The organism is Bdellovibrio sp. HCB185ZH, from assembly GCF_047302455.1.
Lineage (GTDB): Bacteria > Bdellovibrionota > Bdellovibrionia > Bdellovibrionales > Bdellovibrionaceae > Bdellovibrio.
Genome location: NZ_CP178624.1, coordinates 2,371,430 through 2,384,651 on the forward strand (window position 1 = coordinate 2,371,430; position 13,222 = coordinate 2,384,651).

At 45.4% G+C, this 13,222-nt stretch carries 13 protein-coding genes; 3 read left to right on the forward strand and 10 right to left on the reverse strand.

The annotated features are described in order from the left end of the window. Nucleotides 1-55: 55 nt before the first annotated feature. The 4 genes from murA to ACLSU7_RS11630 all read right to left on the reverse strand — a co-directional run bounded on the left by murA (nt 56) and on the right by ACLSU7_RS11630 (nt 3,622). A complete protein-coding gene (gene murA / locus ACLSU7_RS11615) occupies nt 56-1,309 on the reverse strand; it encodes a UDP-N-acetylglucosamine 1-carboxyvinyltransferase (protein WP_413292056.1) in 1,254 nt (417 codons plus the stop codon). Then, entirely contained in the window at nt 1,302-2,183 is an 882-nt protein-coding gene (gene prmC / locus ACLSU7_RS11620; protein ID WP_413292057.1) for a peptide chain release factor N(5)-glutamine methyltransferase, read from the reverse strand. Before prmC ends, murA begins: the two co-directional genes overlap by 8 nt. 5 nt (nt 2,184-2,188) lie before the next feature. After that, a complete protein-coding gene (prfA, locus tag ACLSU7_RS11625; RefSeq protein ID WP_413292058.1) occupies nt 2,189-3,262 on the reverse strand; it encodes a peptide chain release factor 1 in 1,074 nt (357 codons plus the stop codon). A 114-nt stretch (nt 3,263-3,376) separates the two neighbouring features. After that, nucleotides 3,377-3,622, reverse strand: a complete 246-nt coding sequence (locus ACLSU7_RS11630) for a type B 50S ribosomal protein L31 (RefSeq protein WP_413292059.1) — start codon at nt 3,620-3,622, stop codon at nt 3,377-3,379. Nucleotides 3,623-3,932: 310 nt separating this feature from the next. On the opposite strand from ACLSU7_RS11630, the gene ACLSU7_RS11635 reads away from it, so the two are divergent. Both ACLSU7_RS11635 and ACLSU7_RS11640 read left to right on the forward strand, forming a co-directional pair. Continuing rightward, on the forward strand, nt 3,933-4,313 hold the full coding sequence (locus tag ACLSU7_RS11635) for a hypothetical protein (protein WP_413292060.1): 381 nt from the start codon (nt 3,933-3,935) through the stop codon (nt 4,311-4,313). Between the two features lie 76 nt (nt 4,314-4,389). Further along, nucleotides 4,390-4,875 (forward strand): hypothetical protein, encoded by a 486-nt coding sequence (locus ACLSU7_RS11640; protein WP_413292061.1) that lies wholly within the window; start codon nt 4,390-4,392, stop codon nt 4,873-4,875. A gap of 75 nt (nt 4,876-4,950) precedes the next feature. On the opposite strand, the gene rho is transcribed toward ACLSU7_RS11640, so the two are convergent. Further along, complete coding sequence (gene rho, locus ACLSU7_RS11645) at nt 4,951-6,702, reverse strand: transcription termination factor Rho (protein ID WP_413292063.1); 1,752 nt, start codon at nt 6,700-6,702, stop codon at nt 4,951-4,953. A gap of 375 nt (nt 6,703-7,077) precedes the next feature. On the opposite strand from rho, the gene ACLSU7_RS11650 reads away from it, so the two are divergent. Further along, nucleotides 7,078-7,446 carry a PilZ domain-containing protein gene (locus tag ACLSU7_RS11650; RefSeq protein ID WP_142698483.1) on the forward strand — a complete coding sequence of 123 codons (369 nt, stop codon included), beginning with the start codon at nt 7,078-7,080 and terminating at the stop codon, nt 7,444-7,446. Nucleotides 7,447-7,553: 107 nt separating this feature from the next. On the opposite strand, the gene ACLSU7_RS11655 is transcribed toward ACLSU7_RS11650, so the two are convergent. The 5 genes from ACLSU7_RS11655 to gatA form a co-directional block, all read right to left on the reverse strand. After that, entirely contained in the window at nt 7,554-8,888 is a 1,335-nt protein-coding gene (locus ACLSU7_RS11655) for a hypothetical protein (protein ID WP_413292064.1), read from the reverse strand. A 105-nt stretch (nt 8,889-8,993) separates the two neighbouring features. Beyond that, the gene (locus ACLSU7_RS11660; RefSeq protein ID WP_413292065.1) at nt 8,994-9,443 is read right to left on the reverse strand and encodes a DUF192 domain-containing protein; all 450 of its coding nucleotides are present in this window, start codon (nt 9,441-9,443) and stop codon (nt 8,994-8,996) included. After that, a complete protein-coding gene (locus ACLSU7_RS11665) occupies nt 9,400-10,320 on the reverse strand; it encodes a Ppx/GppA family phosphatase (protein WP_413292066.1) in 921 nt (306 codons plus the stop codon). Before ACLSU7_RS11665 ends, ACLSU7_RS11660 begins: the two co-directional genes overlap by 44 nt. 1 nt (nt 10,321) lies before the next feature. Continuing rightward, nucleotides 10,322-11,755, reverse strand: a complete 1,434-nt coding sequence (gene gatB, locus ACLSU7_RS11670) for an Asp-tRNA(Asn)/Glu-tRNA(Gln) amidotransferase subunit GatB (RefSeq protein WP_413292067.1) — start codon at nt 11,753-11,755, stop codon at nt 10,322-10,324. Beyond that, nucleotides 11,745-13,217 carry an Asp-tRNA(Asn)/Glu-tRNA(Gln) amidotransferase subunit GatA gene (gene gatA / locus ACLSU7_RS11675; protein ID WP_413292068.1) on the reverse strand — a complete coding sequence of 491 codons (1,473 nt, stop codon included), beginning with the start codon at nt 13,215-13,217 and terminating at the stop codon, nt 11,745-11,747. The genes gatB and gatA overlap by 11 nt, the downstream gene beginning before the upstream one ends. Between the last annotated feature and the right edge of the window lie 5 nt (nt 13,218-13,222).

Here is a 13,222-nt window from a genome sequence, read left to right on the forward strand (position 1 = left end):
TAAAAAGGCAGGATTTTTGGTCCTGCCTTTTTGTTTCTTTAATTTGTATGAAAAACTATTCTTGGCGGCGGATTTTTGCGCCCAATGAAGATAGCTTGTCTTCTAGTTTTTCGTAGCCGCGGTCTAAGTGGTAGATGCGGCTTACTACTGTTTCGCCGGAAGCTACTAGGCCAGCAAGTACAAGAGATGCAGAGGCGCGAAGGTCGGTTGCCATTACTGGGGCGCCGGTTAGTTGGCCTGGGTTTCCGCGGATGACGGCTACTCTTGTTTTAGGAGTGATGTCGGATCCTAGGCGGCACAATTCAGTCACGTGCATGAAGCGGTTTTCGAAAACTGTTTCTGTGATCACGCTTGTTCCGTTTGCTACGGTCATCAAGGCCATGAATTGGGCTTGAAGATCTGTCGGGAACAATGGGTGAGGTGCCGTAGTAACGTCTACGGCTTCCCATTTATCCGCAGGGAATACTGTCATCGAGTCTTTTGTTGTTTCGATTTTGAAACCGGATTCGCGCATTTTTAGAATCAAGGCTTCCAAGTGAGCAGGTACACACTTCGTGACTGTGACTTGGCCTTTTGTGATCGCGCCGGCGATCAACAAAGTTCCAGCTTCGATACGATCTGGCATGATCGCGTGTTTTGCTGGCTTCAAGGATTCAACACCTTCGATGCGAATCACTGAAGTGCCGTGACCTGTGATTTTCGCACCCATTTTATTTAGGTACTCTGCAAGATCTACGATCTCTGGTTCTTTAGCGGCGTTTTCAAGAATAGTGACACCTTTTGCAAGCGTCGCCGCCATCATCACGTTCTCTGTTCCACCGACTGTCACAGTCTCAAACAAGAATGTTGAACCTTGAAGTTTTGGAGAAGCGGCGTGAACGTAACCTTCTTTTTGAGTGATGGTTGCGCCCAAAGCTTTAAAACCGTCCAAGTGCAAATCAATAGGACGAGAACCAATCGCACAACCCCCTGGCTGAGAAACAACGGCTTCACCGTATTTCGCAAGCATCGGGCCCATGCACAGAAAGCTTGCGCGCATTTTACGAACTAAGTCGTAAGACGCTTCGAAAGATTCCGGTTTGCTTACAGTGACGTGAAATTCTTCACCCACCCATTTTGTTGCGCAACCCAAGCTGTTCAACAATTCGGAAGTGGATTCGATGTCTTTAAGTTTCGGCATATTGGTAAAAACGTGATTGCCTTCAGCAAGCAACGTTGAAAACAGAATAGGAAGTGCCGCATTTTTTGCGCCGCTTGCTGCTACTGTACCTTTAAGGGGGCCATTGCCCATCACTACCATTTTATCCATGCTTCACTCCTGCGATAACTCTATCAAGCCCTGAAAGATCTTTCAGTACGCGCACGTTTTTAAATATATTTAAATCAGAATAATAACTCTGCATAACAGAGCCTTGGCTCATGCCCATTTCCATCATCATCACGGACTCTGATGACAAGTAAGGAGCATACGCCTTGGACCACGATTTCAAAAGTGCTAATCCATTGTCTTCTGCGAAAAGTGCAGTCGATGGTTCAAACTTTCTTACGTTCTCCTGAACTGCGGGATCATTGTTCGCAATGTAGGGAGGATTAGAGACTAATATGTCTATCGTGTTCTGTCCCATGAAGTTCCTGCAAGATGCCATTACAAGATCGACATTGGATGCGTCGGCATTAACAAACTCCACCCGATCAGCCAATCCTAAGGACTCAGCATTGCGTTTAGCAACCGCAATTGCATCGGCTGACACATCAACGGATACCAACTTGGCATTTGGAAGCTCTTTAAGAATGCTAAGTCCCAAACAACCTGTGCCCGTTCCCAAATCCAAAAGGGTGTATGCTTGGTCTTTATCTTTTGCCCAGGCCAACACCTCTTCAACGATTTGTTCAGTTTCTGGACGAGGGATCAAAGTTGCCGGGGAAACTTCAAAACGAGATTTATAGAAATCACGGTAACCCAGGATATAGGCGACTGGCTCCCCCTGACCACGACGGCGAACCAACTCTCGCAAACCTGACAGCTCGGCCTCGGAAAGAGGCTGATCGAACTTTAAGTAGAGCTGAATGCGCTCAAGCTTTAAGCTGTGAGCGAACAATAGCTCCGCATCGAGGCGAGGCGTCTCTAGTTTTTTGTCTTTGAAAAAGGCGGTGGTCTTATCGAGTACTTCTTTGAGTTTCATTCAACCTAAGCAGAGGTTTGTTTTTTAAGAGCCTCTGCTTGGAAGTTAGCAACGAGTGGGTCAATCAGCAACCCAAAAGATCCGCTCATGACTTGATCCAGCTGATGGATCGTAAGACCGATACGGTGATCCGTGATACGTGTCTGAGGGAAGTTGTAAGTACGGATGCGTTCTGAACGATCGCCAGTGCCGATTTGGTCCAAACGAACATCAGAAGCTTCTTTACGAGCTTTATCATCTTCGATTTGCTGAAGTTTAGCGTAAAGGATCTGGAAAGCACGCTCACGGTTGGCAGATTGTGACTTACCTTCTTGGCACTTTACATCAAGGCCCGTTGGCAAATGCACAACGCGCACTGCTGACTCAGTTCTGTTGACGGACTGACCGCCGGAACCTTGAGAACGCATTGTTTCGATGCGCACGTCAGACATTGGGATGTTCACCTCTTTGATTTCAACCTCAGGGATCACAGCAACTGTTACGGTGGACGTATGAATACGACCCGCAGCCTCAGTAGCCGGAACACGCTGAACGCGGTGAACGCCAGATTCGAATTTCAATTTGCTAAATACGGAATCACCAGAAACGGAAGCAATGATCTCTTTCGCTCCCCCGACGTTACCTTCGGAGAAAGAAATGACTTCAACTTTCCAGCCTTGAGAGGAAGCATAGTGAGTGTAACCCCGGAACATTTCTTCGGCGAACAAAGAAGCTTCGTCACCACCCGCACCGGCACGAATCTCCAAGATAATATTCTTGTCGTCGTTTGGATCTTTCGGGATCAGAGCGATTTTTAGTTGTTCTTCAAGTGCCGGAAGGGCTGCTTCGAGTTCTTTTACTTCTTCACGGATCAACTCGCGCATTTCTGGATCTTGTTCAGCCGTCAAAAGTTCTTTGCTGGCCTTTAAGTTCTCAGACTTTTTCTTGTAATCGCGGAAAGGAACAACAATCTTTTCCAGGTTCCCTAGCTCTTTCATAAGAGCGCGGTATTGAGTTTGGTTTGAAGCAATGTCGGGACGCTGAAGTGACATATTCACTTCTTCGTATCGGGATTCAACTTCTTCCAATTTCGAGAACATGGGGATTGCTCCTAGGTCTGCTGCAAGATCGAGTTGGTATTCAGAAATGAAAATGCGGTTCGAATAAGGAACCGCATTTCACATAAGAGAGTCCTCCTGACGGAGGTCTGCAATTTACTTTTTGCCGTAACGTTTTTTGAAACGATCGATACGACCTTCAGTATCCATTACACGCTGTTTACCAGTGAAGAATGGGTGAGATGCTGAAGAGATCTCAACTTTAACAAGAGGGTACTCTTTACCGTCTTCCCACTTAACCATTTCGTTAGAGTGAAGAGTAGAAGTTCCCAAGAAGCTGTAGTCGCAAGAGATATCCTTGAAAACAACAGTATTAACTTTTGGATGAAGGTTTTGTTTCATGACCTGATTCCTTTTAAATAATTTAACCTGTGGGTCTTAAGCTGTAAGGATGTAACACAGGGGTTACCCGCTGTCGAGCATTAATCGCTGCTTTTTTTAGCACCCGAAAGACTCTAATTTACCACAAATAGTTTATAAAATACCTCATAATATCAATATCTTAAGTAAATACCCCAGGTCATCCGGTCAAATCCTTCTGGGCTCTGTTTCGGCGATAAAACCAGACCCGATTTGAACAACAACCGTTGCCCGATTGAAACTTGTGATTTTCTGCCAGCTCACAGATATTCCCCCCATCAAAGAGGAATTTATGAAACGTTTGTTGCCTGTTTTCGCAATTTTATTGGCTACGCAAGCGGCGAAAGCCGAAAAGATCTACTGCTTTTTTACGGAGCCCTTCATTAATCTGACGTATGACTCTGATACCAATAAAGTGGTCCACAGCAGTCCCGGCCAAGAAGATCAAACCGGAGTCGCAGAGGTTATCTTTGATAAAGGTGGCAAAATCCAAATCTCCGTGGTGGGAGTTCACAATACGATGGTCATCGATACCACGACGGCAGGCAGTGACGGCATGTCAGATTTTATCTATCCATTTGAAGCCATCATCAACGGTACATTGTACGGTGGTTGCGAAACAGATCACTTGAAAAAGAAGCTCAGCACTCTGCACGGCTACAGCCAAAAATAGAAAAACTTTTAAGGGAGCTCACAAGCTCCCTTTGTTTTATCAGCGAAGTAAAAACTGCATTCCACAATTTAGATTTTTGAAAATTGAACTTCGCCCCTCTGACGATCAGATATTTTTCATCGATCAATGGCATAACTCTTCTGATCTTTATCGGAGGAGAACAATCATGAAAATCTTGAAAATCGCTCTAGCCGCTTTTTTCCTGGGCTTATCACTCTCAGGCTGCGGCGACAGCGGTGATGGAGGTGGGACAGCAACGACGGCCTACACCATCTCAAACGGTCAGTGCTACAACAACTCACAAGTTGTCGACTACAGCTACTGTACAAATTTATCAAATTACTATCAGGTGAATTCGTACTGCTACAACCCAAGCGGCGCACGGGTGGATGATGGTTACTGCCGCAACAACGGCTATCTAAACTTACAACCCAGACAATGCAACAACGGCCGCTTCTTCATGCCCCGCCAAGGAAAAATGCACGAAGTAAACTGCCGAAACAGAAACTGCCGCGACAACCTAATGTTCGACGACCAAGGTCACCCCATTCACTGCCGCTAACTTTAGCTTCCAAAAAGAAAAGGGGAGTCTTCCGACTCCCCAACTTCCAATTTCAAATTTCCAATCTCCAGAGCGTTAGCCCGGTCCTGACATTGCTTTCAAGAAGTCCGTATTAGACTTAGTGTTACCCACTTTATCCAACAAGAATTCCATCGCATCAATAACGTTCATTGGCGCAAGGACTTTTCTCAAGATCCACAAGCGGTTCAAATCACCTTTATCGATCAACAAGTCCTCTTTACGAGTACCTGATTTATTGATGTCCATACAAGGGAAGATACGTTTTTCCATAAGCTTACGATCCAAGTGGATCTCGGCATTACCAGTACCTTTAAATTCCTCGAAAATAACTTCATCCATACGAGAACCTGTGTCGATCAACGCTGTTGCGATGATTGTCAAAGATCCACCTTCTTCGATGTTACGAGCAGCACCGAAGAAACGTTTTGGTTTGTGAAGGGCGTTGGAATCCACACCACCTGACAAGATTTTTCCTGAAGGAGGAACAACCGTATTGTATGCGCGGGCCAAACGAGTGATGGAATCAAGCAAGATAACTACGTCATGCTTGTGCTCAACCAAACGTTTTGCTTTTTCGATAACCATCTCTGCAACTTGTACGTGACGAGTTGGTGGCTCATCAAACGTCGACGATACAACTTCACCTTTTACAGTACGTTGCATGTCAGTCACCTCTTCCGGACGTTCATCGATCAACAGAACGATCAACTTCACTTCAGGGTGATTTGCAGTAATCGCATTAGCGATTTGTTGCATAAGAACTGTTTTACCTGTTCTTGGAGGAGCAACGATCAAAGCGCGTTGACCTTTACCAAGTGGCGCCATCAAGTCCACAACGCGAGTCGTGTAATCGCCAGGGTTGTGTTCAAGTTTCAAACGCTGATTTGGGTAAAGCGGCGTCAAGTTGTCGAATAGGATTTTGTCTTTACCTTTTTCAGTCGTCTCGAAGTTTAGAGAATCAACTTTCAAAAGTGCGAAGTAACGCTCGCCCTCTTTCGGTGGACGAACTGTTCCTGTAACTGTATCACCCGTTCTCAAGCCGAAACGACGGATTTGAGAAGGAGAAACGTAGATATCATCCGGACCTGGAAGGTAATTATAGTCTGGCGAACGCAAGAAACCGTAGCCGTCTGGCAAAATTTCAAGAACACCAGAACCGTAAATATCCTGACCCAATTTCGCTGCACGTTTCAAGATTTCGAAAATCATATCCTGACGGCGAAGACCGGCAGCGTTTTCAATTTTGAGTTTTGTTGCAAGCTCTGTCAGCTGAGTGATGTTTTTGGATTTCAAATCCTTGGATGACAACCAAGATTTCTCTTCGTCAGTCAGTTGGATATCAGCCAAATCTACATCGGGTTGTTGTTGAGTTGCGTTTTGATCATCGCCACCTGGTTGGTGGTCTTCATTTCTTCCGCGGTGGAAGTCGCGACGTGGGCCATTGTTATGGCGTGGGCCACGGTCATTTCTGTCGCCACGATCGTTTCTGTCATTTCTATCACCACGGTCGTTGCGGTCGCCGCGATTATCGCGGTTGTCTCTATTGTTAGGGCGGAAATCACGACGTTGGTGTTGTTGTGGACGATCTTGTCTTTGTTGTTGTTGCTGTGGAGCTGGTTCTGAAGAACCGGCTGCGGAGGCTTCAGCTGGAGCTGGTGCAGCGGGTGCTTGAGGAGGAGGTTCTGCTGCGACAGGTGCGGCAGTAACTTCGGGTGCAGACTCTACTGGAGCTGCTTCGGCAGACTTCGTGGTGCGAGTACGTTTTTTAACGACTTCAACGCCTGATGAATCTTTTGGTTCGGACAAACAAATTCTCCTTGTGGGATTTAAATAAAGAAAGAAAAGGGAAATACTATCTTAGAGATGGTCCGACTGGACCTGGTATCGTGTGCTTTTCCCCACTGTCCTAGAAGTGGTGATATCTTGTCAATGGGAAAAAGGAAGTCTTTGGAGTCCAATTTGGATACGACTCACTTTTTAGCGACCCGGAAACCGGCTCCAACAGAAAGTTGCTGAGTTCGATTAAAGCTTCGTCATTTCAAATACTTATTCTCATTATGAGGCGTTTCCGTTCCCTTTCTGTAACCATAATAATAAGTATTTTTAGCGCAAGACTCTTAATTTTTCGCCCGCAATTCCGAAAAGTTAACTAGCTACTTTAAGCAATTCCAAGGAGTTAATGTGGAGGACACTGCAAAGGTTCCGGCACCAAGAACCCCTCTAAACCTAGAGGTTTCTTTCAAGCGTAATTATGCGCGTGAAGAAACTAAAGGCACGCTTAAGAATATCAGCATCTCGGGAGCCTTCTTAGAGTTTACAGGTGGCCAAGTGCGCGCCAATGAAAAGTTGCACCTTATATTTGTCGTTGCAGGACGAGAGCGCAAGGTTGCCGCTCATATCATTTGGGCAAATTCGAATGGGTGCGGAGTAAAATTCATGCCCGTGAACAACAGAGACGTTCAAATCGTTGATGATTTGATTTATTTCGTTGAGAACGGTCGTAGTGAATCTCGCTCAGTGATTGATTCGATCTTTAAAAAGGTCGGATAAATTATCACAAAGTAGCTCGTTGTTGGATAAGAATAAAAAAAGCCCACTGCAAAGTGGGCTTTTTACTTTTGGAGATTCAATTTCGAATCTCCAATTTCCAATCTCTATTATGTTCCTACGTGAGTGTTGTCCATTGATTGTTGTTCAAGTTCACGTTGTCTGCGTTTCTTTCTCATCACGATCAAGATTGCAAGACCTGCTGCTGCCAATCCAACTACACCCAAAGCCATAGTTGTATCATTATCCATACCACCTGAAGCCGCTTCCTGGTGCGGTTGATTCATAACCGGCATTGGAGGAGGTGGTGGAGGTGGCGCCATGTTTTGCGCCATTTCAGGTGGCGGCGGAGGTGGAGGCGCCATCTGATCAGCTGGAGGTTGCATATCTGGTGGAGGCGGAATATCAGCAGCTGCTTGTTGTGGAGGAGCTTCTGGCATCGGCGGAGCCTCTGGCATTGCTGGTGCTTCCGGCATTGGAGGAGGAGGAGCTTGAGTAGTTCCCGCTACCTCTTGATGCTGTTCAGCTGGAGCTGCGGCAGCAACTTGGCCACCTTTCCAGTATTGCAATTGAGTTCCTGCAGGCAAACTTGTTTTAGACTCAACAGAGTTGCTTGCCCAAACTTCTTTCCATGCATCTTTATAACCCAAAAGTTCTTTGGAGATTTTCTTAAGATCATCACCTTCTTGAGCCGTGTAAACTTCTGGTTGGATGCCGTTATCTTCGTAATAAGTGATCAAACGACCAGAATCATCAGAGCGGTGAGGAGAGTTGTAATAAACTTTATCGCCTGGTTTCACACCACGAGAAGCAATCGTTGGATTTCCTTTTTTAAGTTCGCCAACTTTTTTGCTGTTGCCGTAGATCATCGTGCTGATGCTCTTTAAAGAGTCACCTGGACGAGCGAAATAAACCGTGTTGTACCAAACTTTACCAACTTGCCAAGGCGCTGTTGCAACTTTTTGAAGTGGTTTAGAAACTTTCGGAGCTGCAGGCTCTGAGCTTTGATCTACGTATGTGGTAGAAGCCGTGCTTGAAGTATCCGACATTGGAGCTGGCATATCTGGAGTTGTCGGCTCTGGTACAGACGAAGATGCTGTATCTGTTGGTGCAGCTGCATCTGGTTGTGGAGCAAATGGATCTGCTGGAAGATCTGCTACCGTTGGTTCTGCTGGAGCTTCCGCTGGTACATCAGTCGGAGCAGCTGCTGCAGTGTCTGTGTGAGTTTCGCCAAGTGCATCTTCTGGAAGTTGGTCGGATGCTGCTGGAGCTGCGCCACCTTCTGCTTGAAGAGCTTCTTCGCCTTCAAGTTTTTCCAAATCAGCTGAATCAAAGTCAGAAGTGACTTCCTCACCAGATTTAGAATCCTTACTAAAAAGGCTGCAGGCACTAAGATTTGCAACCAAACCGAAACACGCTAGTAGTACAACGAGTTTTTTCATCATTTTTCGTCCTTGAGTGATGCTACGAAACATACTGTTTCAGTAAACCGTTAATATCAATCTAAAGCCAAGTATAGAAGGCTGGCAATTATTTATGCTTAGCCTAGACTATGGATTGATTTTCAATTTTGTTCCAAGCTTAATTTTGTTTTTGTCAAACCAGCCTTTATTCATCTCCAGAGCGTATTTCGCGGGCTGTGCGCTGGCATAAGATGGCAGAGCTGTATCTGCTAGACCTTTGCCAGACTTCATTTCCTGGACGTCGATTAGTTTTCCATCCTTATTAAAATAGCCAATGGAAAGATCAATCATCGTGTCTTTCATCCAAAAGAATCTGGTTTCCTCATTTGGAAAAATAAAGAGCATGCCTTCATCTTCTCCCAGGTGTGTGCGAAACATCAGACCCTGCTCTTGTTGCTTGGAAGTGGTTGCCACCTCAACAGTGAACGTTTTGTTGCCAACTTTAATTGATTTGGTCGGAAACTTTTCCGCGGCTCTAACAGTCAGAGCGAAACTAAGTACGATCCCCAGAACGAAGCATCTCAAGAGCGACGCCATATCTAACCCCTTTAGTAGAAACGACCATACCAGCCATGCCCAAAGCTTTGACTGTATTCAATAAGATGGAAGCTCCAGCAAAAATAATATCGGCACGACCACCCAGTTGGTACTTGCTTCGCTTTTCCTCGACTGAAGTTTGGGCAAAGACATTTACCCAATGTTCCAGTCTTTCTTTGGAAACGAAATAATTATCCACCTTCTTTTCATCAAACCCGCCCACCTCAATCGCCACGATTGAAGTCGGGGTGCCAGCAACGGCAAGAATCTGATCGAGTTTGTTTTTGCGAAGCTCAGGCAGGATCTTTTGAAGCTGCTCCTCTATATATACAGTAAGTTTCGCTTGCTCATGTTGGGGAACGGGTTGTTGTGTAACAAATCTTTCAGTTAATCGCACTCCACCCATGTTGAGGCTTTGGCCGAATAAAATCTTTTCCCCGTGTCCTACGATGAATTCAGTTGAACCTCCACCAACGTCAATCACAAGATTGGTTTTGGTCGGATCGATCACTCCTCCTGTGGCACCTTGGTAACTGATACGGGCTTCGTCCTCGCCAGGAATAACTTCGATTGGAATTCCCAGTTCTTTACCGATGTTAAAAAGATCCTGACCATTTCTGGCATCACGTGCCGCCGAAGTTGCCATCGCTAGAATTTTATCAACATTATGTTTATCAATTTCTTTTTTAAATTCGGTTAGACATTTTTTGGCGCGGACCAAAGCATCGGGATGCAGTTCTCCAGTTTTATCTACGTCTTGTCCCAAACGCACGACTTCCACCAGATCTTTATGTACCTTGGTAATTCCGTTTTTATCACCTTCAGCGATAAGACATAAAAAAGTATTGGTTCCTAAATCAAGTGCTGCAACTTTCATATTACTTAAGTTTCTCCTGCAGGATCTTATTTACCAAATCCGGGCTAGCCTGGCCTTTGGATGCTTTCATAACTGCACCGACAAAGAATCCAAAGAGATTTTTCTTTTTGCCGGATTTATGATCTTCGACGGCCTGGGCGTTGTTCGCTAAAACTTCGTCGATGATTTTTTCAATCGCTGAAGTGTCCGTGATTTGCACAAGTCCTTTTTCTTTAACTATAACATCTGGCTCTTTTCCGGATTCCCACATTTCCTGGAAAACGGTTTTTGCCATTTTTCCTGAGATGGTACCGGCATCGATCATCGCAATCATTTTGCCCAGTTGTGATGGCTTGATTGGAGATCTGTCGATTTCCATATTTGCCGTATTTAATTCGCGCATCAATTCTGACATAATCCAGTTTGCTGACGCCTTATGGTTCTTTGAAACCTGCGCCGTGGATTCGTAGTAATCGGCAACTGATTTTTCTATTGTTAAAACCTGTGCATCGGATTCTGGCAAACCGTGTTCGTCTTGAAATCTTTTAGCTCTTGCAATGGGAAGCTCTGGAAGTTCCCGGCGCAATTGTTCAATCCATTGATCACTTACGATCAATGGCAATAAATCAGGATCCGGGAAATAACGATAGTCTTGAGCATCTTCTTTTGAGCGCATCGAGAAGGTGCGATTTTTATCTGGATCCCAAAGGCGCGTTTCCTGAACTATTTTTCCACCACGCTCAAGCTCATCAATCTGTCGTTCAATTTCGTACTCTATCGCCTTTTCAACAAAACGGAACGAGTTCACATTTTTAATTTCAACTTTTGTTCCGAATTGTTCTGCTCCGATTTTGCGCACGGAAACATTGCAATCACAACGTAAAGAGCCTTCTTCAAGGTTTCCATCGCAGACATCAAGATAGCGCACGATCTGTCGAATGGTGCGACCATACTCTGCCGCTTCAGCTGGAGAGCGCAAATCCGGTCCCGTTACAACTTCCAAAAGCGGAATGCCTGCGCGATTTAGGTTGATCAGGGTATGTGCTCCACTGTGATTTGATTTTCCGGCGTCTTCTTCCAAATGTGCTCGCGAGATATTCACAGTCTTATCCACACCATTCACCTTGAATGTGACTTTTCCGTTCTCACAAATTGGCTGTTCGTATTGAGAGATCTGATAACCTTTCGGCATATCCGGATAGAAATAATTTTTTCTCGCAAACACAGATTTTCTTCTAATACTACAACCCAGAGCTAATCCGGTTTTGATGCCGAATTCGATGGCGCGCTTATTCACCACAGGAAGAGTTCCAGGCATGCCTGCGCTGACCGGGGATACGTTTTCATTATCTGCGGCATCAAAGTTTGTCGCATCCGCGCAAAACATTTTACTGTGCGTTTGTAGCTGCACGTGAATTTCAATCCCGATGACAGGTTCATAACCTCTATATGACATGGGGTTTTTTTCCTTTCACCGGAGCAGCTGATTCCAAGGCAGCCGCCACATTCAGCATACGTTGCTCATCAAAGTGATTTGCTGTTACTTGAATTCCGATTGGCAAACCTGATGCCGATGCACCAAAAGGAACACTCATGCCCGGCAAGCCCGCAAGGTTTGTCGACGTCGTGAAAATGTCATTCATGTACATAGCAAGAGGATCAGAAACCAGTTCACCGATCTTAAATGCTGGAGAAGTTGTGACAGGGCTTAGAATCACATCGCAGTTTTTGAAAGCCGCCAGGTATTGTTCGGTTAGCAGTCGGCGAACCTGTCCTGCCTTTGTGTAGTAAGCATCATAGTAGCCACTGGAAAGACAATAGGTGCCGAGCATAATTCTGCGCTTCACTTCTTTCCCAAAGCCTTCACCGCGAGTTTTAGCGTAAAAGTCTTCCAGCTCCACGCCCGCTAAGCTTGGAAACTCGGCCCGGTATCCGTAACGAATTCCATCATAGCGAGCTAAATTTGACGACGCCTCGCTGGTCGCGACCAAGTAATATATAGGAACTGCAAATTCAGTCATGGAAACAGAAACCTCAACGATCTCTGCTCCCATGTTCTTTAAAGTATTTAAAGATTCACTATAGGTTTTTTCAGTGTCAGCGTCCAAGCCGCCCTTCATGTACTCTTTGATGACACCGATCTTTAAACCTTTTACGTCACTCGAAAGATTCTTAGACCATGACGGAACGGTCTTTTGAGAAGAAGTGGAATCCATAGGATCATGACCCGAGATCACTTCCAATGTAAGTGCTGCATCTTTGACTGAGCTAACCATGGGACCCGCTTGATCCAGCGAAGAAGCAAAGGCAATAATTCCATAACGACTGACACGCCCGTAAGTGGGTTTCACACCAACTATTCCGCAGAAGCTTGCTGGCTGACGAATCGAGCCACCGGTATCAGTTCCTATTGTTCCCGCAACCAAGCGCGCTGCTTGGGCCGCGGCTGAACCACCGGAGGAACCACCAGGGACACGATTTACATCCCAAGGATTTTTTACAGCGCCATAAAACGACGTTTCATTGGAGGAACCCATCGCGAACTCGTCTTGATTCAGTTTTCCCAGGATTGTGACACCTTGTTTTTTCAAGCGCGCAACAACTGTCGAATCATAGGGAGGGACGAAGTTACTAAGAATTTTCGAACCTGCTGTCGTTTTTAGATTCTTTGTACAAAGCATTTCTTTAATGCCAAAAGGCACGCCCGCAAGCAGACCCACATCTTCGCCTTTAGCTATTCTTGAATCTGTATTTTCGGCGTCCTTAAGTGCTTCGGGATTTTGGCTAGAAAAAGAGTTCAATTGAGAATCAAGAGCTTCGATTCTTTTTTGAAAATGCGCGGCCACTTCTTTTGCACTGATTTTTTTTGATTTTACAGCGTCAGAAATCTCGCTAAACGAAGCAAAAGTTAAATCCACAGTCA